Annotated in this window: 23 protein-coding genes; 1 reads left to right on the top strand and 22 read right to left on the bottom strand. The window is 64.9% G+C overall.

Annotation, left to right across the window (positions count from 1 at the left end):
* Positions 1-121: 121 nt before the first annotated feature.
* The 10 genes from FBZ93_RS24705 to FBZ93_RS24660 are packed head-to-tail and all read right to left on the bottom strand — an operon-like array spanning position 122 to position 9,301.
* Positions 122-1,450, bottom strand: coding sequence for an amidase family protein (locus FBZ93_RS24705; protein ID WP_146989267.1), 1,329 nt, complete (start codon positions 1,448-1,450; stop codon positions 122-124).
* Between the two features lie 30 nt (positions 1,451-1,480).
* Positions 1,481-2,164 (bottom strand): DUF2848 domain-containing protein, encoded by a 684-nt coding sequence (locus FBZ93_RS24700; protein WP_146989264.1) that lies wholly within the window; start codon positions 2,162-2,164, stop codon positions 1,481-1,483.
* On the bottom strand, positions 2,148-2,840 hold the full coding sequence (locus FBZ93_RS24695) for an ABC transporter ATP-binding protein (RefSeq protein WP_146989263.1): 693 nt from the start codon (positions 2,838-2,840) through the stop codon (positions 2,148-2,150). Before FBZ93_RS24695 ends, FBZ93_RS24700 begins: the two co-directional genes overlap by 17 nt.
* Positions 2,840-3,586 carry an ABC transporter ATP-binding protein gene (locus FBZ93_RS24690; protein ID WP_146989261.1) on the bottom strand — a complete coding sequence of 249 codons (747 nt, stop codon included), beginning with the start codon at positions 3,584-3,586 and terminating at the stop codon, positions 2,840-2,842. Before FBZ93_RS24690 ends, FBZ93_RS24695 begins: the two co-directional genes overlap by 1 nt.
* Positions 3,583-4,506: a branched-chain amino acid ABC transporter permease gene (locus tag FBZ93_RS24685; RefSeq protein WP_146989259.1), complete on the bottom strand. Its 924-nt coding sequence runs from the start codon at positions 4,504-4,506 to the stop codon at positions 3,583-3,585. Before FBZ93_RS24685 ends, FBZ93_RS24690 begins: the two co-directional genes overlap by 4 nt.
* On the bottom strand, positions 4,506-5,405 hold the full coding sequence (locus tag FBZ93_RS24680) for a branched-chain amino acid ABC transporter permease (protein WP_146989258.1): 900 nt from the start codon (positions 5,403-5,405) through the stop codon (positions 4,506-4,508). Before FBZ93_RS24680 ends, FBZ93_RS24685 begins: the two co-directional genes overlap by 1 nt.
* A 36-nt stretch (positions 5,406-5,441) precedes the next feature.
* Positions 5,442-6,842, bottom strand: a complete 1,401-nt coding sequence (locus FBZ93_RS24675) for an ABC transporter substrate-binding protein (protein ID WP_246667628.1) — start codon at positions 6,840-6,842, stop codon at positions 5,442-5,444.
* A 52-nt stretch (positions 6,843-6,894) separates the two neighbouring features.
* Positions 6,895-7,275 carry a cupin gene (locus FBZ93_RS24670; protein ID WP_146989256.1) on the bottom strand — a complete coding sequence of 127 codons (381 nt, stop codon included), beginning with the start codon at positions 7,273-7,275 and terminating at the stop codon, positions 6,895-6,897.
* A 17-nt stretch (positions 7,276-7,292) separates the two neighbouring features.
* Positions 7,293-8,762 (bottom strand): 4-hydroxyphenylacetate 3-hydroxylase family protein, encoded by a 1,470-nt coding sequence (locus FBZ93_RS24665; protein ID WP_146989254.1) that lies wholly within the window; start codon positions 8,760-8,762, stop codon positions 7,293-7,295.
* 20 nt (positions 8,763-8,782) lie between these two features.
* Complete coding sequence (locus FBZ93_RS24660) at positions 8,783-9,301, bottom strand: flavin reductase family protein (RefSeq protein ID WP_146989252.1); 519 nt, start codon at positions 9,299-9,301, stop codon at positions 8,783-8,785.
* Positions 9,302-9,454: 153 nt separating this feature from the next.
* Here FBZ93_RS24660 and FBZ93_RS24655 point away from each other — a divergent pair, with 153 nt between their 5' ends.
* On the top strand, positions 9,455-10,060 hold the full coding sequence (locus FBZ93_RS24655; protein WP_146989250.1) for a MarR family winged helix-turn-helix transcriptional regulator: 606 nt from the start codon (positions 9,455-9,457) through the stop codon (positions 10,058-10,060).
* A gap of 79 nt (positions 10,061-10,139) precedes the next feature.
* On the opposite strand, the gene dhaK is transcribed toward FBZ93_RS24655, so the two are convergent.
* The 12 genes from dhaK to FBZ93_RS24595 all read right to left on the bottom strand — a co-directional run bounded on the left by dhaK (position 10,140) and on the right by FBZ93_RS24595 (position 20,240).
* The gene (gene dhaK, locus FBZ93_RS24650) at positions 10,140-11,123 is read right to left on the bottom strand and encodes a dihydroxyacetone kinase subunit DhaK (protein WP_146989248.1); all 984 of its coding nucleotides are present in this window, start codon (positions 11,121-11,123) and stop codon (positions 10,140-10,142) included.
* Positions 11,124-11,159: 36 nt separating this feature from the next.
* A complete protein-coding gene (locus tag FBZ93_RS24645) occupies positions 11,160-11,585 on the bottom strand; it encodes a hypothetical protein (protein ID WP_433995439.1) in 426 nt (141 codons plus the stop codon).
* A complete protein-coding gene (ptsP, locus tag FBZ93_RS24640) occupies positions 11,575-13,194 on the bottom strand; it encodes a phosphoenolpyruvate--protein phosphotransferase (RefSeq protein ID WP_146989243.1) in 1,620 nt (539 codons plus the stop codon). The genes FBZ93_RS24645 and ptsP overlap by 11 nt, the downstream gene beginning before the upstream one ends.
* Entirely contained in the window at positions 13,195-13,497 is a 303-nt protein-coding gene (locus FBZ93_RS24635) for an HPr family phosphocarrier protein (RefSeq protein WP_246667627.1), read from the bottom strand.
* 32 nt (positions 13,498-13,529) lie between these two features.
* Positions 13,530-13,922 (bottom strand): dihydroxyacetone kinase phosphoryl donor subunit DhaM, encoded by a 393-nt coding sequence (gene dhaM / locus FBZ93_RS24630; protein WP_146989240.1) that lies wholly within the window; start codon positions 13,920-13,922, stop codon positions 13,530-13,532.
* Positions 13,919-14,542, bottom strand: coding sequence for a dihydroxyacetone kinase subunit DhaL (gene dhaL / locus FBZ93_RS24625; protein WP_146989238.1), 624 nt, complete (start codon positions 14,540-14,542; stop codon positions 13,919-13,921). Before dhaL ends, dhaM begins: the two co-directional genes overlap by 4 nt.
* A 20-nt stretch (positions 14,543-14,562) precedes the next feature.
* Positions 14,563-15,588 (bottom strand): ABC transporter ATP-binding protein, encoded by a 1,026-nt coding sequence (locus FBZ93_RS24620; RefSeq protein WP_146989236.1) that lies wholly within the window; start codon positions 15,586-15,588, stop codon positions 14,563-14,565.
* Positions 15,581-16,678, bottom strand: a complete 1,098-nt coding sequence (locus FBZ93_RS24615) for an ABC transporter ATP-binding protein (protein WP_146989234.1) — start codon at positions 16,676-16,678, stop codon at positions 15,581-15,583. Before FBZ93_RS24615 ends, FBZ93_RS24620 begins: the two co-directional genes overlap by 8 nt.
* A 4-nt stretch (positions 16,679-16,682) precedes the next feature.
* The gene (locus FBZ93_RS24610; RefSeq protein ID WP_146989232.1) at positions 16,683-16,883 is read right to left on the bottom strand and encodes a hypothetical protein; all 201 of its coding nucleotides are present in this window, start codon (positions 16,881-16,883) and stop codon (positions 16,683-16,685) included.
* Positions 16,880-17,842 carry a carbohydrate ABC transporter permease gene (locus tag FBZ93_RS24605; RefSeq protein WP_021076440.1) on the bottom strand — a complete coding sequence of 321 codons (963 nt, stop codon included), beginning with the start codon at positions 17,840-17,842 and terminating at the stop codon, positions 16,880-16,882. The genes FBZ93_RS24610 and FBZ93_RS24605 overlap by 4 nt, the downstream gene beginning before the upstream one ends.
* Positions 17,839-18,813 carry a carbohydrate ABC transporter permease gene (locus FBZ93_RS24600; RefSeq protein ID WP_146989230.1) on the bottom strand — a complete coding sequence of 325 codons (975 nt, stop codon included), beginning with the start codon at positions 18,811-18,813 and terminating at the stop codon, positions 17,839-17,841. Before FBZ93_RS24600 ends, FBZ93_RS24605 begins: the two co-directional genes overlap by 4 nt.
* 68 nt (positions 18,814-18,881) lie before the next feature.
* Positions 18,882-20,240 (bottom strand): ABC transporter substrate-binding protein, encoded by a 1,359-nt coding sequence (locus FBZ93_RS24595; RefSeq protein WP_146989228.1) that lies wholly within the window; start codon positions 20,238-20,240, stop codon positions 18,882-18,884.
* Positions 20,241-20,313: the final 73 nt, after the last annotated feature.

The raw sequence follows: 20,313 nt of genomic DNA, 5'->3' as shown, positions 1-20,313 counted from the left end.
CCACCGCCGCAGAAGCGCCCTGCTTCGGCGCCCATGCCCGATATCGACAATCGGCAAGCTGCAGCTTCACAGGCGCTTTTGCACAACCTCTTCGCTCAAACAGATGCGGCGGTCAAAAGTCCTAAACGGCAGCCGAAGGGCCTCGCAGCATCGTCTCGACACAGGACGCGATCTCCAGCAAGCGCCGGTCGGCATTCCTGCGGCCGATCAACATCAGACCGACGGGAAGACCGTCGAGCGGTATCGGCAACGAGATCGACGGACAATCGAGCAGATTGGCGACCCGTGGATTGCGCAGCACCAGACCATTGGCCCGATGAAACGCACTATCCTCCTCGACCGACGACAGCAGCGGCGCGCGGATTGGCGTCGTTGGCAGGATGAAAACCTCATCATTGCCGAAGGACTGCTCGAAGGATCGGATCGCCGCTTCCCGCAGCCGCACCATGCGCACATAGTCGATACCGGGGATGCCGGCCCCCGCCTCGATACGAACGCGGGTTTTCGGATCGACGCCATCCAGGCTCGATAGGCCGAGACCTCGCAACGTCGCACCGACCTCGATCGACGGAAAGGTGCCGATGCCGTCGATCTCTGCAACATTGTCGAGCGCCGTCTCGATCGATCCATCCGCGATCTGCAAGCCACCTGATCGAAGCCGCTCGACGGCATTCTCGAACGCACCAAGCACCTCCGGCTCGCAACCGTGAAACAGGCGACCGCGAGCGATAGTGAGCCGAAATGTATAGGGAGAGGCAAGCTGCGGCCGCGACGCCACGTCGCCACCCGAGAGCACCTGATCGGCCACGAAGCAGTCCGCGACGCTCGAAGCAATCGGACCGATGGTATCGAGGCTCGACGACAGCGAGAACGCGCCGGCGGTCGGCACGAAGCCGCTCGTCGGCTTGAAGCCGGTTGCACCCGACAGCGCCGCCGGAATTCGGATCGACCCTCCGGTGTCGCTCCCGATGGCGATCTCCGCCATGCCGTCGACGACCGAGACGACAGCCCCTGACGAGGATCCTCCCGGAGCGCGCCGGCGGTCCCTCGGGTTGCCCGGCCCCCCATCGTTCGGGTTGGTGCCGAGCGCTGAAAAGGCAAACTCGGTCATCTGCGTCTTGCCGATGATCACGGCTCCTGCCGCGCGCAAACGCTTCACAGCCAGCGCGTCATCAGCGGCGGGAGGCAAAGCGCGCAGGACGGCTGAACCCGAGCTCGTCACGGTGCCGGCAACATCGAAGAGAGCCTTGACCGAGACGATGCGACCGTCGAGCGGGCCGCGCGTCGTCCCGGCAGCGGCGCGCCGATCGGCGGCTTCGGCCTCGCACCGCGCGCTCTCCTCGAACAGGGTGGTGAAGACATTCGCTGCGTCAGATGATCGCGCGCGCGTCAGTGCGGCTTCCAATCGTGCCACGGCACCGGGTTGAGATTGGTCGTTAGCCAACGTCATTGGTCGATGCTCCTCACCGGACGTTGGAGGTCAAGAGACAACCGGAAGCACGTCGATATCGTAGCCGTGGGTCAGGGAGCGCTTGAGAACCGGGTCGCTCAGCTCCATTTCGAAGCGTGTTCCTGGGCGAATTCCGCCGATCGCCCCCGGCGTGCCACAGAACATCAAGGTCCCGGCCGGAAGGATGTCGGCGTTCGCGTAGCGACGAATCAGATCGCGCGGCGTTCTCAGCGAGGAAACCGGGCTCTCCTGATAGAGCACCCGCTTGCCGTCGATCGTCGCCCACGAGCGGAGCACGAGTTCATCCCAGTGCGGCTCGACATCAGCGTAGGACCAGAGCTGCCGGCCGACCGGCTTGCCGCAGAGCTGCTTCGAAAGGGCGATGCCAGCTGCTTCCGCCTTGCGATCGGTATGATCGGATCCGATTCCGATCCAGAGTCCGTCGGCCATGGCGACCACGACGGGCTCGACCTCACCGGAACTGTCCGGACCGAGCACGGTCAAGCAATTATCGTGCGTCAGCGTCTGGGCTGCGACGCGGTAGTAGAGCGGCGTCGTCGACGGGCGCGGGATTCCGAGCGCGGCGAGCTCCTCGATATGGTGCTCGATCGCCGCCGCGTTCCGGCCCGCCCAGCCCGCGATCACGAGCGATCCGATTTCGACGCCGACGTGATCGGTCCGATCCTTCGCGATGCGGTCAAACTTCATGAACATGGGCTTTGTCATCCTTGGTAGACGGAACGAGAATCTCGCCACGCTCGATCTGCAACGTGCGATCGGCGACGCGGTCGAGCAGGGCCGGCGAGGATTCCGTGATCAGCAGGGCGAGCTCCGGCCGGTGCTTGCGCAGCTCACCGAGCGTCCGTGCATAATCGAGCGCCAGGGCCGGCGCCAGCCCCTGGAAGGGTTCGTCGAGCAACAGGACCTTGCGCGCCACCATCAGCGCACGACCGAGCGCAACCATCTTGCCCTGCCCGCCGGAAACGCCGCCCGCAGGCCGCGACCGCATCACATGCAGCTCAGGCAGCAGCGTATAGATTTCGTCCAGCCGGCGAACGATTTCCGGCTTGGCAAGGTTCAGCGCCAGTGCCGGAAGGCGGATGTTCTCCTCGACGCTCAATTCCGGTATCAGCCGGCGATCTTCCGGCGCATAGCCGATACCGGCCCGGGCGCGGGTGTAGGCCGGCCGGCTGCCGAGATCGTCAGCATCGAGGTGGATCGAGCCCTCGTCGTGCGCGATGAGGCCCATGATCGCGCGAAGCGTCGTCGTCTTGCCGGCGCCATTGCGGCCGATCAACACCGTCGTCTTGCGCGCGATGATGTTGCAGCTGACCTTGCGCAGCACGCGAACGCCCTCGATCGAGACGCTGACCTTGTCGAGCCTGAGCATTAGGCCACTCCCACGACGCGTTCGCGGACCTGCGCGTTGCCGAACACCTCGTCCGGCCGCCCTTCGGCCATGATATTCCCGGCATTCCACACCAGGACGCGGCTTGCGTAACGCGCAACCACGTCCATGTCGTGCTCGACGAAAAGAGCCGTGATCCGGCGCTGGCGCAGCGCGCTCATCAGCGCCTCCATCAGCGGGAAGCGCTCCAGCGCACTCACGCCGCTGGTCGGCTCGTCCAGCAGCAGGAGCCGCGGCTTGAGCGCCAGCGCAACCGCGATGTCGAGCAGCTTGCGATGACCTTCAGGCAGAGTGCTGCTGATCCGGTCGGCATCGCCGTCGAGCCCGACCAGCTCGAGTAGGACCTTTGCCTCGTCGCGCCGCTGCGCCGTTTCAAGCGGCCGGATCGCGCTCCACAGCCCGTCTTTCGCGGCAAGCGCCAGCATCATGTTGTCGATCACGCGCTGCGCGGAGAACAGCTGCGGGATCTGGAAGGCGCGCGCGACGCCGCGTCGGGCAATGGCGCGCGGCGACAGCCGGGTGATATCGTTGCCGTCGAGCAGCACACTGCCCGAAACCGGGCGGATATAACCCGTGCAGATGTTGAGCAACGTCGTCTTGCCCGATCCGTTCGGACCGATGATCGCGAGGAATTCGCCGTCGTGGATGGCGATGCTCGCCCCGTCGGCGGCCTTGACCCCGTTGAATGCGACGCAGAGGCTCCTGGCCTCCAGGATAGGACGCCTCATGGGCTCGACGCCTCCTTGCGCGCGAATAGTCCATAGATGCCCTGCGGCATGAACATGATCACGATGATCAGAGCCATGCCCACGATCAGATTCCAGGCATCGGTTACGGTCACCGCCGCGCTGTGCAGCAGTTCGAGGAACAAGGCGCCGATGAACGCGCCCGGCACGCCGCCGATGCCGCCAAGCACGGCGATAAGCACGAGATGGCCGGATGCGGTCCAGAACGCGAAGTCGGGAACCACGCGGCCGATCGCAAAAGCGGAGATCGCGCCACCGAGCCCGGCGAGGGCCGCCGATATCACATAGGCGATCAGCAGCACCGCCCAGACCGGAATGCCCAGGTATTCGAGCCTGATCTCGTTGGTGTGGACGGCCGACAGCGCATGCCCCAGCGGACTGTCGAGATATCGCTGGACCGCGAGACCGACGAGCACCATCAGCGCCAGGCTGAGGTAGAACAGCACGCTCTTGAACACCGGCTCGGCAAAGACGACGCCGAACACCGCCGGAATCGGAACGGGCATGCCGTCCGTTCCGCCCGTCACACCGTAGAGTTTGGCGCACAGCGCGTAGAACACCATGGAGACCGCGAGGTTCAACATCGCGAAGAAGATCGCGCGATACCGGACGAGGAACGCGCCGGCGATCGCGCCGGTCAGCGCAGCGACCAATACCGAGAGCACCAGCAGCAATCCGAGATCGTTGATGCCGGCATGGGCCAGGAAGGCGACGCCGTAGGCGCTGGCTGCGAAGAACATCGCGTGACCGATCGAGATCAGCCCGGCACGCAGCAGCACCGCGACACCGAGCGCCGCAAAGCCCTTGGCGATCGCAAGCGTCAACACGAATTGCAGCCACGGCGCGGCGACGGGCAGGACGGCGAGCGTAAGAACCGCGGCGGCGGTCAGGATGATCCGCATCATATCCTCCGCGCCGTGACCGATCCGAACAGGCCGTAGGGGCGGATCAGAAGCACGACAAGCATTGCCGCATAGGGCGCAACGGCATCCAGCGAAGGCGCGAGATAGATCGCGAGCACCCGCGCCAGGCCGACGATCAGCGAAGCGACCGCGGCTCCCTCGATCTGGCCGAGCCCGCCGATCGCCGCCACCGCAAAGGCGAGCACCATGGTGTCGGCCCCAAGCCCCGGGGCAATGCCCGATGTCGGCGTCGACAGGGCTCCTCCGAGCGCGGCGAGGAACACGCCGAGCGAGAATGCCAGGATGAAGATCCGGTTGGTATCGATACCGATCGACTGCGCCATTTCACGGTCGGTCACGACGGCCGTGATCAGGCGCCCGAGCCGGGTGTGGTTGATCAGGAGCCGCAGCCCGACGACGACGAGGACCGCCATCCCGACCAACAGAATCTGGTAGTTGAGATAAACTACGCCACCGATGCTCGACGTGCCGAGCAATCGCATCGGCGCGTCCTCGTAGAGAGATTGCACGCCGAAGACCAGCCGCTGCAAGTCCTCCAGGATGAGGAACAGTCCGAACGTGATCAGGATCTGGACCGCTTCGGACTTGCCGTATGTCCACCGGACCAGGCTGCGCTCGATCAACGGACCGAAGATGGCGGCCACGAAAATCGCACTGAACAGCAACGCAACAAACGACAGGTAGGGGTTGAGCTGCCGGCTCGCGATGAACAGGCAGGCCGACGCCGCGACGTAGCCTCCGATCGAGTAGAGACTGCCGTGAGCCACGTTGAGCACGCGCAGCACGCTGAACACCAACGTCAGGCCAACCGCCGCGAAAAAGATCAACGCGGCGCTGGCCAGGCTATCCAGCAGCAGGGGAATGATTGCATTCGACATCGGCTTAACGCCTGCGTGATGGGTTGGAAGTGGTCGCTATCGTTCGCCGATCTTGTAGCTTCCCGGCTTCGGAAGGCTCTTGGCGAATTCGGGCTTGAGCGTCGAAATCCAGGCCAGCGGATCCTGGCCGGCCAGCGGCATCAGGCTGTCGCCCTTGTAGCGGACCATGTCGCCGATCACGGGAAACGGCTGCGCCGACGTCTTCACGGTCACTCCGACGATCTGGTCGACGAGACCGTCGTTGTCGGCGCGCGTCTGCGTGATGCCGGTCAAGGTTGCGACCTTGCTTCCCTTCATGGCAGCCGCGAGCTCGGCACGCGTCGGCCACTTGCCGCCGTTCTTCTGCATGGCGACCTCGTAGGCGGCCTTCACATAGATCAGCGCATTGGCCATCTTGATCGACGGAAACACCGGATACTCGCCGAAGCGCGACTTGTAGGCCTCGGCAAACTTCACCGTCTCGGGATTGGCCTTGGCGTCCGGCGACATCCACCAGCCGTCACCCAGAACCCCGACGATAACCCCATCCGGCAACGGCACGCGCTGCAGCACGGTCTCGCCGAGCGCGAGCACCGCCTGACTGGATGTGAACAGCCCGCGCGGCGTCGCCTGGCGAACGAAGTTTTCGAGGTCGGCGCCCCAGAGATTGGAGAACACGACGTCCGGGCGCGCGGTGGTGAGGCGCGAAATCTCGGTCTGGTAGTTCGGCGAGCCGAGCTTCGGATAGAGTTCGGCGACGACCTCGATGTCCGGCTTCAGTGCCTTGAGCGCCGCGGTGAAGATCTTGGCCGCGTCGTGGCCGAACGCATAGTCCGGATTGATGATCGCCACCGTCTTCACGTCCGGCTTGCGATCCAGAAGGTAGATCGCGTAGGCGATGAATTCGGGCACGGTGTTGCCGTTGGGCCGGAACACGTACTTGCTCTTGCCGTCCATGAGCAGCTGGTGGGTGTCGCAGTTCCAGCCGACGGTCGGAACCTCCAGCTGCTCGGCGATCGGCGCCAGCGCAAGACAGGTCGCGCTCGACAAGGCTGCGACCATCACCTGGTTCTTCGCATCCCCGGCCAGCCGGCGATATTCCGCGATCACGCCTTGCGCGCCCTGCGCTTCGTCGACGAAGGTCGCTGCGACCGGAACGCCTCCGATCCCGCCCTTGGCATTGATCTCATCAATCATGAGATCGGCGGCGTTCTTGCCGGGCATGCCATAGGCCGCGGCAGGACCGGACGTGAACGTGAAGACGCCAAGTCCCACAGAGTTCGGCTTGTCCTGCGCAGCGACCGGAGTTGCCGCCACGACGCCGATCACAAGGGCGCCCGCAAGGCCATCGACCACCACCCGGAGATTGGCCTGCGGCCATTCCCAATCGAACCGGAAGCGCGGTTGAAGCGAGGACAGGCAACGCGCGAATGCGAGCGAGATATTTTTGAACGCCATATTTTCCCCCTTGGAGCGGTCGAACGATGTTGTCGGTGCTGGCGGACCGGCCTCAAACCGGATCGAAATAGTGCATTTCGAGAAGCAGGCAGCCGTTGACGGACTTGAACGGACCGTGTGGCGCGTGCGGCGGCCGGCAGGCATAGGTATTCGGCGGGAAGCTCTTGCCGCCCTCGCCCTTCTCGTCATTGCCGACGATCAGGTCGCCGGAGACGAGATAGACCTCCTCCCAATACTCGTGGGAAAACGGTGCGGTGGTGTAGACGCCCGGCGCAAAGCGCAGCAGCCGGGTTCGTGTTCCGCGCCGGTTCTCCTCGTCGAGCGCGCCCGCGAGGATCTTCTGCTGGATGCCGGCGGGATAGCCCGCGGGCGTTTCCCAACCGGTGGTCATGTCGAGCGTGTAGAATTCGTCGTGTTTCTTGTTGACGGGCATATGTCGTCTCCGTTGGTTCAGGCGGCTTTGCTGGCGATCGAGATGCCGTTGAGGTCGTAGGAATCGAGCATGGTCTGGACCAGGCGATCGGCGCCGGACCAGTCGTAGGTGCGATAGGAGTGTCCCTTGGTGACGAAGGTCGCGCCGGCGTAGAACATCTCGTATTGCTGATGGCGGGACCCGAACTCGGATCCGACCGCATCCCAAGCGAGCTTGTAGAACTTCACCCGGTCGTGCGAGTTGGCCTTCGGCGACTGCTGGGTCTTGCCGATCAAGGCCGCAATCTCGGGGTTATCGAAGTCGGCGACCGACGACGGCAGCATGATCATGCCGCCGCCGGCGAGTTCGCGCAGCGTATTGATGATGTGCGCGTAGAGCTGCTGCGTCAGCACTTGTGCGGAATAGAGCGTGTGCCGGTCCGGGATGAAAAAGGGCCCGACCTGCGCGCCCTTCGCCTCCATGGCCGCCACTAGGGCGTCGACCATGCCGGTCTCGGCTGCAAGCTGACCGAGCATCTCCCGCACCTGCGGGAATTGGGTGACGCCGTTCATTTCGGCGGTCCGGTGCGCGAGGCCGGCCAGGAACTTGAGCTTCACGCTCAGCCGCACCATCGCCTGGTAGTTCTGATAGACGTGGCAGGGCGTGGCATGAAACTGCTTCTGGCACATTTCGACGTTGCCCTCGATGAAGACGCGATCCCAGGGAACCTTCACGTCGTCGAAGTAGAGGACCGAGTCGTTCTCGTCGAAGCGGCTGGACAACGGATTGTCGAACACCGCGCCGGCCGCATCCTCGTAGGACTTGCGCGACAGCATCTTGAGACCCTTCGCGTTCATCGGGATCGCAAAGGACATCGCGTAGCGCTCTTCGCCCGGACGCATCGGCTGGATGGTCGTGACGAAAACCTCGTCGGCGACCACGCCTCCGGTCGCGAGCATCTTGGCACCGCGGATCGTGATCCCTTCTGCGTCGCGATCGACGACGCCGGCAGTGAGGAACGGATCGGCCTGTTCGGCGGCCCCCTTCGAACGATCGGCCTGCGGATTGATGATCACGTAGGTCAGGTAGAGATCCTTGTCGCGCGCATAGCGGTAGTAGCTCTCGAGCGCGCCGGCGCGGGCCGGATCGTATGCCTTGAAGACGTCGAGCCCCATGTAGAGACCTGAGATGCACGACGCGACATGGTCGGGGGCCCGGCCCATGAAGCCGGCATGCAGCGCAGCCCATGCTTCCAGCGCCTTCCGACGCTCGACGAGATCGGCATAGGACGTCGGCAGCTGCCAGATCCGGTTGGCGCGTCCGGCATCGGTCTCGAACGTCATGAGATCGACATTCTCCCTGGCGTTCGCGAAGTCGAACAGCCCCGCCATCGAGCTGGCGAGATTTCGATAGGCATGATGAGCGGTCACGTCGCCGACCGCAGCCCCGTTGATGTAGATGGTCCGTCCGTCCTTCAGGCCAGACAGATATTCCTTTGCGCTACGCATCGCGGTTCTCCGGTTCGAAGCTAGTAATGAATGGGAAGCGGCCAGGTCGGCTCGCGCTCGGTTTCGTCGACGAGGTCGCGATAGCGGCCCCGGAAGAAGATCAACGGCGCGGCCGGCTCGCTGCGCGCGGAGTGACGGACGACGCGGACCACGAAGATCACGTGATCGCCGCCGTCGTAGCTTGCGAACGGCGCGCACTCGAAATGAGCCAGGGCGCCCGATATCAAGGGGGCTTCGGCGTGGCCGACCGACGTCTTGACCTGATCCCACTTGTTGGAAAGAGCGCGCGCGAACTGATTGGAAATCTGTTCCTGATCGCGGGCGAGGATGTTGACGGCGAAGCCCCTGGCATCGAGCATCGCGGGCAGGCTCTTTGCCTTGCGGTCGACGCTGAACAGCACCAGCGGCGGATCGAGCGAGACGGAGTTGAACGAGCTCATGGTCATGCCGATGAGCTCTTCGCCCTGGCCGCGCGCGGTGACCACCGCAACGCCCGTTGCGAACTCCCCCAACACTCGCCTGAATGCACGGTCCTCCATGGGACGCCTGCCTCGCTGCTTCAACCCTGATTTATAATTTTCAGATAGCTTTCTGACAAAGCTATTTGGAAATGTCAAGCCCTCTTGATGGGCGCGCGCATGCGTGCTTCTTAGGCAAATTCGCAAGCCTATGATTTCGCGGGGAGAACGACCGTGACCGAAGCGCTTTTGACGGCGTCGAAGCCCGAATTGCTCGACAAGGAGGGGGACCGAACGCTTCGCGGCGTCCTCTACGACTATTTCGCCTTCGGACGCAGCCTTGAAGCCTGCCGCGAGATATTCGCGAACTTCGTCGACCTGTCGACCACTCAGTATCTGATCCTGATCGCAATCAAGAATTCGACGGCGGAAGAACCGATGGGAGTCAATCAGGTCGCCGAACGGCTGTATCTGAGCGGCGCCTTTGTCACCAACGAGATCAACAAGCTGGTCTCCGACGGCCTGCTCGAGAAGAGCCCGCATCCGGACGACCGGCGGCGCGTGCAACTCACGCTCACCCAGCACGGCCTCAGTCTATTGACCCGTCTCGCCGCCCTGCAACGCCCCGTCAACGATGCGTTGTTCGGGATGCTGACGCGCGATGAGTTCAAGGTACTGTCTCAATTGCTATCGCGTCTTGCGTCGAACGCGGACAGCGCGGTGCGGCTCGCCGAACATGTCAAGGCGACCCTCAAATTTCAGGAGGATCAGCGGGCTCTCACAACGAATTCGCCGTCCCCACGCAAGAAACGACGTACGACGCTCCGTAATACTCGGTAGATCGCCACAGCGCGCCCTGCCTCGGTTGTCGCTCTGCGGCAATGAATTGCCGCCTTCATGCCGCTGACAGCAGCGACGATCACCATTTCAATGCTGCGGTACGCACCGGGGCGTCCCACAGCGCGGTCGTCTCGGCATCGAGCAGGCTCACCGTGAGCGAGCAGCCGGCCATATCCAGCGAGGTGACGTAGCTGCCGACCAGCGAGCGCGCGATGCGCAGGCCGCGCTGCTCGAGCATGCGGCGCGCGGCGTTGTACATCAGATAGAGCTCGATCGTCGGGGTGCCGCCGAAGCCGTTGACCAGCAGCAGCGCCTCGGAGCCCGCGGGGGCCGCGAGATCGTCGGCGATGGCGGTCGTCATTTCCGATGCGATCGCGTCGGCTTGTGCGAGCTTGACGCGGCGGCGGCCCGGCTCGCCGTGGATGCCGACGCCCATCTCCATCTCGTCCTCGCCGAGCGCGAAGGTCGGCGTACCCGCGGCAGGCACCGTGCAGCTGGTCAGCGCCACGCCCATCGAGCGGGTCCGCGCATTGACGCGCTCGCCGAGTGCGACGCAGGTCGCAAGATCGGCGCCCTTCTCGGCGGCGGCGCCGACGATCTTCTCGACGATCAAGGTGCCTGCGACGCCGCGACGCCCGATGCTGTAGGTGGATTTCTCGACCGCGACGTCGTCATCGGTCACGATGGTGGCGGTGCGGCCTTCGGCGATCTCGGCCGCCATCTCGAAGTTCATGCGGTCGCCGGCATAGTTCTTGACGATGAACAGGACCCCGGCATCGCCCGCGACGGCCTGCGCGGCCTCGACGATCTGGTCCGGCGTCGGCGAGGTGAACACCTGTCCGGGACAGGCGGCATCCAGCATGCCGTGACCGACGAAGCCGGCATGCAGCGGCTCATGCCCGCTGCCGCCGCCCGAGATCAGCGCGACCTTGCTGCGGTTCAGCTCGCGGCGGCGAACGAATTTGCGCTCGGCGCCCAGCGTGACCAGATCGGCATGCGCGGCCGCGAAGCCGTCGAGGCTTTCGCCGAGCACGTTGTCGACCGCATTGATGAACTTCTTCATGGTGTCCTCCCCGCTTCGTCGGTCCGGCGTTTTCGCCTATTTTTCCCGCATGATGCCGATCAGGCGCCGCGTGAATTCCTGGAGCAGCGTGTCGAGCTCGGCATTGCGCTTGGCGCTGCCGAGATCCGGCAGGTGCAGCGTCAGCGTCCGCTCGTGCGAGCCTTCGCTCAGCCGCCCGACGCGGCGCGGATGCGCCCGCGCATAGGCGCGCAAGAAGGCGGCCTTCGCCTGCGGCGGGAAGTGGCAGACATCGAAGATCGTGTTGAGATGCTGCACCGGAATCGGCACCGGATAGGCCGGATTGCTGATCTGGCTGACGAAGCTGCGGTTCTTGCCCATGGCATGGGCGAGGCGCAGCCGCATGCCCGACGGACGGCTCTCCAGCACCTCCTTGAAGATGCGCTTGTAGGCCGCAACCGCGCCGGCTTCCGGCGCTTCATCGGCCGCCGAGTCAGCCAACACCGCCTCCGCTGCTCAGCCGGTCGATGGTCTGCTTGATCTGCGCCAGCGCCGATGCGTTCACCGACAATTCGCGCAGGCCGCAATTCAGCAGTGCGGGAAGACAGCGCGGATCACCGGCCATGTCGCCGCACAGGCTGACGCTGACACCAGTGCGGCGCCCGTGCTCCGCGGTTCGCGAGATCAGTTCGAGCACTGCGGGATGCAGGGGGTCCATCAGGGGGGCAAGAGCTCCGTTGGAGCGATCGCACGCCAGCACATATTGCGCGAGATCGTTCGAGCCGATCGAGAAGAACGCCGCCCTGAAGCTCGAGACCGCCAGGGCCGCCGCCGGAACCTCGACCATGATTCCGAGCTCCGGGAGCATCGCGGCAATGCCGTCCGCCTGCAAGCGCTGCACGACGTCGGCGAACAGCTTCCGCCCCGCCTCGAGCTCGTCGGCCTGCGTCACCATCGGGAACATGACCTTGAGATTGCCGCGCACCGCGGCGCGGGCGAGCGCGCGGAGCTGGACGGCAAAAATCTCGGGCCGGGCAAGGCAGAGCCGCAAGCCGCGGACGCCGAGGAACGGATTGGCTTCGCCGTCGAAGGTAAAGCCGGGCACCGGCTTGTCGCCGCCGGCATCGAAGGTGCGGATCGTCACGGGGCGCTGCCCGGCCCAGCGCAACACCGCGTCATAGGCCTGGAATTGGGTCTCCTCATCCGGCAGCTCGCTGTGCCCGGCGAGCAGGAATTCCGTCCGCATCAGGCCGATGCCGTCGGCATATTGCGCGTCCGCATGCTCCAGATCGTCGACGCGCTGGATATTGATCAGGAGCTTGATGTGCTCGCCGCGCCACGAGGCGGTCGGCCGCCGCAGGATCGCGCGAGCGGATGCCCGGCTCTTGCGATGGCTCTCGCGCCGCTTCTCGAAGACGCGCACCTGCTCGGCGCTGGGATCGAGCTCCAGCGTCGCGCCTTCGCCGTCGAGCAGCGCCGTGGCGCCGGCATCGGGAATGGCGCCGAGCTGCACCACCATCGGGATGCCGCGCGCACGCGCCAGCATCGCGACATGGCTGGTCGGACTTCCGTGCAGCAGCGCGAGGCCGCCGCCGCCGGACCAGTCGATCTCCAGGAAGCGCGACGGCGGCAGGTCGTCGGCACAGACGACGCCTCCGCTCGGAATCTTCAGCGGCTCGCCCGCGTCGCCGCGCAGGATGTGGACCACGCGGTCGCGCAAATCCGCAAGGTCCGACGAGCGCGCCTGCAGATACTCATCCGCCGCCGCATTGTACTCCGCGATCTGCTCGTCGAGCGTCGAACGCCATGCGACGTCGGCCGGACGCCCCTCGCCGATCGACGCGAAGATCTGTTCGATCAGATCCTCGTCCTCCAGCAATGCGACCTGGAATTCGAGGATTTGCGCGGCTTCGCCGCCGGCGCTGGCGGCAAGATCGGCGATCTGCCCGCTGGCGAGATCGATCGCCTTGCGCAAGGCGAGCGCCTCCTCGACCAGCGTGCCGGCCACCCGCTCGCCGCCGGCGCCCGCATCGACGCGAACCAGCGGACCATGGGCAAAACCGATCGAGGCGGTCCTGCCGCGGTAAGCCGATCCTGCAGCGCCGCCCTGCATCTAGCCTGCTCCATCCGGGAAATCGCTGGCGATCAGATCGACCAGGGCCGCGACGGCGGCCTCGGCGTCGCTGCCGGAAGCCTTGATCTCGATCGTGCTGCCGTGCGCGGCGCGCATCGCCATGATCTTGGCCACGCTCTTGGCGTTGATCCATTCCGGCGCGCCCGCGACCCGCACCGAGATCTGGGCCTGGAACTTCTTGGCGAGCTTGGTCAGCTTGACCGCCGGGCGCGCGTGCATGCCGACCGCATGCACCAGCCGCACATTGCCGGTGAAGATCTGTCCGTCCGCTCTATCAAGCATGCTCATCATCCATTCATCGCATCGCCGACATCTCAGTCGGCAGAGAGTTCCTCGGCCACGGCCTTGACCTGGGCCAGCGTGCTGCCGCCGGCCGCCTCGGTCGCCGCCATCACGGCGCCTTCGACGATCGGCGCATTGCAGACGACAACGAGATCGCGCCGCGCCGGCTCCAGCATCTCGACCGCCATTTCGCTGTTGGTCTCGGCACCCCCGAGATCGACCAGCACCGCGACGCCCTTCGGCGACCAGGCGGCATTGATGGCGTCGATGATCAGCGGCACGCTGGTGCCCAATCCGCCATCGGGATTGCCGCCGCAGAACGCCACCTTGACCTCGCTGCCGACCATCTGCCGCACCATGTCGGCGGTTCCCTTGGCGATGTCGCTGGAGTGCGAGACGATCACGATCCCTACGGTGTCGGTCATGCCCGTGCCTCCAGGCCCGCGCAGACTGCCTGCACCAGCACGCAGCTCGACCGTGCGCCGGGATCGACATGCCCGACGCTGCGCGCGCCGAGGAACGACGCGCGTCCCTTGGTGGCCTGCATCGGCGCGGTCCGTTCGACCGCCTCGGTCGCGGTGGTGCGCACCCGCGCAATCAGATCCGGCTGGCCGGCCGCCGCCTTCAACGTCTCCAGCACGGGAACCAGCACATCCAGCATCGTCTTCTCGCCGACGTGCGAGCGGCCGCGCGCGCTCACCGCGTTCACCGCGCTGCCGAACACATCGGCGAGATCCTCGGGCAGGTGCTTGTCGTGCGAGAGCGCCTCGCCCGCGGCGAGGAAGAAGCTGCCATAGAGCGGCCCGGAGGCGCCGCCGACCGTCATCACCAGGGTCTTGCCGATCATCTTGAACGCTTCGTCGAGCGGCTGCGCCGAGATCGCATCGAGCTTGCCGAGCACGGCCTCGCACCCGCGCTTCATGTTGGTCCCGTGGTCGCCGTCGCCGATCGCCTGATCGAGGCTCGTCAGCTCCGGCGCGCTGGCGATGACCTGCTCTGCGGCCGCCTTGACCAACGACTTGAATGTCTCTGATGGCACCGACATCTCTTCGATCCTCTCGCCCTCTAATGAACCGCCGCAGCTATGCGCTGCCCCGCACGGTCGAAACACAACGGATGCACCAGATGCAAGTCGACCTCCTGGCCGGCCAGCAGCGGCTGATGCGGATCCGCCAGCGTCACCAGCGTCTCGCCCTTATAGTCCAGATGAATATGATTCTGCTCGCCGAGGTGCTCGACCCGGTGCACGCGGCCGATCATCTGCCCGCCATTGCGCGCGGCGAGCTGAAGATGCTCGGTGCGAATGCCGACCGTCTCGGTTCCCGGCGGCATCGCGACATCGGCGAGCAGGCGAGCCGGCAGGAAGTTGATCTGCGGCGTGCCGAGCCGCGAGGCGACGTAGCTGCTGGACGGGCTCTCGTAGATCTCCCGCGGCGTGCCGAGCTGAAGCAACTGGCCGTCCTTGATCACGCCGATGCGCGAGGCCATCGTCATCGCCTCGACCTGATCGTGCGTGACATAGAGGATGGTCGCGCCGAGCTCGATCTGGATCCGCTTGAGTTCGAGCCGAAGCTCGCTGCGGAGTTTTGCGTCCAGCGAGGACAGCGGCTCGTCCATCAGATAGATCGAGGGATCGCGGACCAGGGCGCGGCCGATCGCGACCCGCTGCATCTCGCCACCGGACAGCCGCGTGGCGCGGTTATTCAGCTTGCTTGCGATATGCAGCAGCTCGGCGGTCTGCTCGACGCGCCTGCGGATGATCGGCTCGGCCACCCGCCGCGCCGGCGAGCGCAGCGGAAACGCCAGATTGTCGTAGACCGTAAGATGCGGGTACAGCGAATATTGCTGGAACACGAAGGCGATGTCGCGCGAGCCCGGCGGATCGTGGGTCACGTCGCGGCCGTCGATCATGACCGAGCCGGTATCAGGGCTCTCCAGCCCGGTGATCAGCCGCAGCGTCGTGGTCTTGCCGGCGCCGCTCGGTCCGAGTAGCACCAGGAACTCGCCGTCGTTCACCGTCAGCGAGAGGTCGCGGACCGCCTCCACCGCGCCGAAGCGCTTGGTGACGTTGCGTAAGGTCACATCAGCCACGGCGCGGGCCCTCCCCGTTGGCGGTCCGGATCGCAAGGCCGCTGCCGATGTCGAACAGCGCCAGCCGCTCGGCATTGAATTCGAGCCCGATCGTCTCGCCGATCCGCACCGACGCGCTGGAGGGCAGCCGCGCCGCGACCCGGCCATAGGCCGTGTCGACGGTGACGATCTGGGTGGTGCCGAGATATTCGGCGCCGAACACCTCGCCGCGCACGGCGCCCGCATCGGCGAAGCGGATATGCTCCGGACGGACGCCGAGCGCCAGCGGCGCGCTGGCGCGGTCCTCGCGGATCTCCGGCACCACAAGCCTGGTGTCGTGGAAGCTGACCGCCCGATCGCCGGTTCGCAGGCCGCCCTCGAAGCGCAGGAAATTCATCGGCGGCGAGCCGATGAAGTCGGCGACGAACATGCTGGCGGGCCGGTCATAGACCTCCTGCGGTGTGCCGATCTGCTCGACGCGCCCCTTGTTCATGACGGCGATCTGGTCGGCCATCGACATCGCCTCGAGCTGGTCGTGCGTGACATAGACCGTGGTCGCCTTGATGCGATCGTGCAGGTCGCGCAGCTCGCCGCACATCAGATGGCGAAACTCGGCGTCGAGCGCGCCCAGCGGCTCGTCCATCAGGAATGCCTTCGGCCGCCGCACCATGGCGCGCCCGAGCGCGACGCGTTGCCGGTCGCCGCCGGAGAGTTTCGAGGTCTTGCTCGACAGCAGGTGCTCGATCCGCAGCATCCGCGCGGTCTCCTGCACCCGCTCGCGGATCTCGCGCCTCGCCATGCCCTGGCACTTCAGCGGGAAACCGATGTTCTCTCCGACATTCATGTGCGGATAGAGCGCAAACAGCTGGAACACGAACGCGATATCGCGGGCGGCGGCGCGGTGGAACGTGACGTCCTCGCCGTCGAGCAGGATCTTGCCTTCGGTCGGCAGCTCGAGGCCGGCGATCATGCGCAACGTCGTGGTCTTGCCGCAGCCGGAGGGCCCGAGCATCGCGAAGAACGTGCCGTCGTCGATCGTGAAGGTCGAGCCTTCCACCGCGGTGAACTGATCGAACGACTTGCGCAGGTTTTCGATGCGGATCTGTGCCATGGCCCTATTCCGGAAAATGGCTGACGATGACGAAGCCGACCGTGCCGGCCAGGATCGTCACGAACGAGTAGCTGTAGAGATCGATCGACAAGGGCTGCACCAGCATGATGATGCCGCCTCCGATCAGGCTCATCGCGACGGCCTCCCACGGCCCTCGGCGAAACCAGCGCGCTACGCCACTTTTGGCAATCACAGAGCCGCTCATTTGCGCACCGCTCCGAAGGTGATGCCGCGCAGCAGATGCTTGCGGAGCAACACGGTGAACATGACGATCGGGACGACGAACAGCGTGGTCGCGGCGGCGACCGCCGGCCAGTCCTGTCCACCCTCGCCGATGATGAAGGGGATGAAGGGCGGCATGGTCTGCGCCTCGCCGCTGGTCAGCAGCACTGCGAAGGCGTACTCGTTCCAGGAGAAGATCAGGCAGAAGATCGCGGTCGCAGCGATACCGGTGACGGCCTGCGGCAGCACCACCTTGCGCAATGCCTGCAGCCGCGTGTAGCCGTCGACCAGCGCCGCCTCCTCATACTCGCGCGGGATCTCGTCGATGAAGCCCTTGAGCAGCCAGACCGCGAGCGAGACGTTCACCGCGGTATAGAGCAAGATCATGCCGAGCCGCGTGTCGGTCAGGTTGAGCTGCCGGTACATCAGATAGATCGGGATTGCCACCGCGACCGGCGGCATCATGCGCGTCGACAGGATGAAGAACAGCAGATCGTCGGCCAGCGGAATGCGGAAGCGCGAGAATGCGTAGGCCGCGAGCGTGCCGAGAAAGACCGCAAGGAAGGTCGAGCCGAAGCCGATGATCAGCGAGTTGACGAAGCGCGGCACGACCTTCGAGGGACCTGCGATCACCATATCCCGCTTGCGCACCAGCTGGTCGTACCAGGTCTCCGGCGGCGGCAGCTTGGCGATGAAGTCCGGCGTCTGGCGGGTGCGCACGGTGAACAGGTTGACATAGCCTTCGAGGGTCGGCTCGAAGATCACCTTGGGTGGATAGGCGATGGCATCGCTCTGCGACTTGAACGCGGTGGCGACGATCCACAGCAACGGCAGGATCGTGATCACGGCATAGAGGATAACGAGGCCGCCGGCGAACGCCTTGGTGCGCGGCGAGGCTTCGACGATCGAATGCGCGGTGGATCTGGTGGCGGCAGCGGTCATCGTTGCTTCACCTTGTTGAGCGTCTTGACGTAGATGTTGGCGGCACCGAACACGGTGACGAACAGGATGATGGCGAGCGCCGAGGAATAGCCGGTGCGCCACTTCTCGAACGCCGCGCGCTTCAGCGAGATCGAGACCAGCTCGGTGGTCGAGCCCGGCCCGCCCGAGGTCAACAGATTGACCATGTCGAACATCTTGAAGTTCTCGATCGCGCGAAACAGCACCGCGAGCATCAGGAACGGCACCGTCATCGGCAGCGTGATCGACCAGAACTGCCGCCATGCCGAGGCGCGATCGACTTCCGCCGCCTCATAGATGTAATCGGGGATCGAGCGCAGCCCGGCGAGGCAGATCAGCATGACGTAGGGCGCCCACATCCAGGTATCGACCAGCACGATGGTCCACGGCGCGAGCGACACCTGGCCGGTCATGCTGAACGAGCTCGGCGGCACGCCGGTGAACAGGCTGATCAAATAGTTGAACGGCCCGATCTGCGGCTGCAGCAACAGCGTCCAGAAATTGCCGACCACCGCCGGCGACAGCATCATCGGCAGCAGGATGATCGTGGTCCAGAAACTGTGGCCGCGAAACTGACGATTGATCAACAGCGCGAGGCCGAAGCCAACGACCACCTGCAACGCCACCGACGAGATCACGAACTGCGCCGTGGTCTGCAGGCGGAACCAGACGTCCTCGTCATTGAGGATGTCCCTGAAATTGTCGAGCCCAACGAACCGCAGCGGCAGATAGGACATGCTGAGGTTGAGGCTGGTGAACGACAGCCGGATCATCCAGATCAACGGAAAGATGTTGATCGCAAGCAGCAGCGCGATCGTCGGCGCGACGAACAGCCAGGCGATGGTCCGGTCCGACAGGCCGCGGACGCGCCGGGCATCGCGGGATTTGGCAGGCGTGCTCACGCCTGGCATCGTAGCATGATCGGGTTGCGAGATCGTCGTCATCGTGTCCATCGGCTTGGCTGTTCGGCTTCCCCGGGGCGACCCTCGGGGAAGCCAGTTCAGGTGGAGTGCAGGCGCTTCTATTGCGAGGCGACTTCCTTGCCCTGCTCCTTGAAGACCTTGGTCCAGTCCTTGACCAGGAGATCGAGTGCCTGCTGCGACGTACCCTTGTCGGCGACGACGTAGTCATGCACCCGCTTCTGCATGTCGAGCAGCAGCTGCGCGTAGGACGGCTCGGCCCAGAAGTCCTTGACGATCCCCATCGACTCCAGGAATTGCGGCGCGAACGCCGCGCTCTTCGGGAAGTCGGGCGCGTCGACCACCGCCTTCAACGCCGAGTAGCCGCCGATCTGCCACCATTTCTGCTGCACGGCAGGCTGCGCGAACCACTTGATGTAGGCGAGCGCGTCGTCCTTGTGATCGGAGGTTGCTACCACCGAGATGCCCTGGCCGCCGAGCTGGGTGAAATGCCCATTCGGGCCGGCCGGATTGACGAAGAAGCCGATCTTGTCGCCACCGACATTCGGATCCTTGTAGAGGCCGGGGAAGAACGCGAACCAGTTCATCTGCATCGCGACCTGGCCGGACTTGAAGGCATCAAGCCCTTCCTGCATGTAGGCGTTGGTCATGCCCGGCGCGGTGCAGCACTTGTAGAGCTCCTTGTAGAACTCGAGCCCCTTGGCCGCGTCGGCCGAATTGACGATGGCCTGCATCTGATACGGCTTCTTCGGATTGTCGTAGGCGAAGCCGTAATTGTAGAGCACGTTGGTCACGCCCATCGTGATGCCTTCCGAGCCGCGCTCGGTGAAGATGTAGGCGCCATAGACCTTCTTGCCGTCGATCTCGCGGCCCTGGAAGAACTCGGCGACCTGCTTCAGCTCGTCATAGGTCTTCGGCGGCGCCAGGTCGCGGCCGTACTTGGCCTTGAACGCGGATTGAATCTCGGGCCGCGAGAACCAGTCCTTGCGATAGGTCCAGCCCACCGCATCGGCCATCGCCGGCAGCGCCCAGTAGTTCGGCGTGTTCTTCGGCCATTGCGAGTAGCCGACCACGGTCGCCGGGACGAAGTCGTCCATCGAGATCTTCTCCTTGTCGAAGAAGTCGTTGAGCTTGACGTACCACTTGTTCTCGGCGGCGCCGCCGATCCACTGGCTGTCGCCGATGATCAGGTCGCAGAGCTTGCCGTGGGAATTGAGCTCGTTGAGGAAGCGATCGGCGTAGCTCGTCCAGGGAACGAACTCGTATTTCATCTCGATGCCGGATTGCTTGGTGAAGTCCTTGCCGAGCTCGACCAGCGCGTTGGCCGGATCCCATGCCGCCCAGCACAGCGTGAGCTGCTTGCCTTGGGCGGCAGCCTCTCCGCCGCCGAAAGCCCCGAGCGAAGCGGCCGCAACGACCGCGGACGCCGCCGTACTACGCAACCATCTCAATGTTCGCATAATCCATTTCCTCCCTATCGTTGAAGCACCTGACCCGCTCGGCGCATCCTGCCGGATTGACGCCGACACTCCG

The organism is Bradyrhizobium macuxiense, from assembly GCF_007993935.1.
GTDB classification, from domain to species: domain Bacteria; phylum Pseudomonadota; class Alphaproteobacteria; order Rhizobiales; family Xanthobacteraceae; genus Bradyrhizobium; species Bradyrhizobium macuxiense_A.
Note: the sequence above shows the minus strand (reverse complement) of the source record. Positions and strands in the feature narration are given on the sequence as shown.

Coding starts and splice junctions, on each gene's coding strand:
- FBZ93_RS24705 (WP_146989267.1), bottom strand. CDS start 1,450: ATGACGTTGGCTAACGACCAATCTCAACCCGGTGCCGTGGCACGATTG.
- FBZ93_RS24700 (WP_146989264.1), bottom strand. CDS start 2,164: ATGTTCATGAAGTTTGACCGCATCGCGAAGGATCGGACCGATCACGTC.
- FBZ93_RS24695 (WP_146989263.1), bottom strand. CDS start 2,840: ATGCTCAGGCTCGACAAGGTCAGCGTCTCGATCGAGGGCGTTCGCGTG.
- FBZ93_RS24690 (WP_146989261.1), bottom strand. CDS start 3,586: ATGAGGCGTCCTATCCTGGAGGCCAGGAGCCTCTGCGTCGCATTCAAC.
- FBZ93_RS24685 (WP_146989259.1), bottom strand. CDS start 4,506: ATGCGGATCATCCTGACCGCCGCCGCGGTTCTTACGCTCGCCGTCCTG.
- FBZ93_RS24680 (WP_146989258.1), bottom strand. CDS start 5,405: ATGTCGAATGCAATCATTCCCCTGCTGCTGGATAGCCTGGCCAGCGCC.
- FBZ93_RS24675 (WP_246667628.1), bottom strand. CDS start 6,842: ATGGCGTTCAAAAATATCTCGCTCGCATTCGCGCGTTGCCTGTCCTCG.
- FBZ93_RS24670 (WP_146989256.1), bottom strand. CDS start 7,275: ATGCCCGTCAACAAGAAACACGACGAATTCTACACGCTCGACATGACC.
- FBZ93_RS24665 (WP_146989254.1), bottom strand. CDS start 8,762: ATGCGTAGCGCAAAGGAATATCTGTCTGGCCTGAAGGACGGACGGACC.
- FBZ93_RS24660 (WP_146989252.1), bottom strand. CDS start 9,301: ATGGAGGACCGTGCATTCAGGCGAGTGTTGGGGGAGTTCGCAACGGGC.
- dhaK (WP_146989248.1), bottom strand. CDS start 11,123: ATGAAGAAGTTCATCAATGCGGTCGACAACGTGCTCGGCGAAAGCCTC.
- ptsP (WP_146989243.1), bottom strand. CDS start 13,194: ATGCAGGGCGGCGCTGCAGGATCGGCTTACCGCGGCAGGACCGCCTCG.
- FBZ93_RS24635 (WP_246667627.1), bottom strand. CDS start 13,497: ATGCTTGATAGAGCGGACGGACAGATCTTCACCGGCAATGTGCGGCTG.
- dhaM (WP_146989240.1), bottom strand. CDS start 13,922: ATGACCGACACCGTAGGGATCGTGATCGTCTCGCACTCCAGCGACATC.
- dhaL (WP_146989238.1), bottom strand. CDS start 14,542: ATGTCGGTGCCATCAGAGACATTCAAGTCGTTGGTCAAGGCGGCCGCA.
- FBZ93_RS24615 (WP_146989234.1), bottom strand. CDS start 16,678: ATGGCACAGATCCGCATCGAAAACCTGCGCAAGTCGTTCGATCAGTTC.
- FBZ93_RS24610 (WP_146989232.1), bottom strand. CDS start 16,883: ATGAGCGGCTCTGTGATTGCCAAAAGTGGCGTAGCGCGCTGGTTTCGC.
- FBZ93_RS24605 (WP_021076440.1), bottom strand. CDS start 17,842: ATGACCGCTGCCGCCACCAGATCCACCGCGCATTCGATCGTCGAAGCC.
- FBZ93_RS24600 (WP_146989230.1), bottom strand. CDS start 18,813: ATGGACACGATGACGACGATCTCGCAACCCGATCATGCTACGATGCCA.
- FBZ93_RS24595 (WP_146989228.1), bottom strand. CDS start 20,240: ATGCGAACATTGAGATGGTTGCGTAGTACGGCGGCGTCCGCGGTCGTT.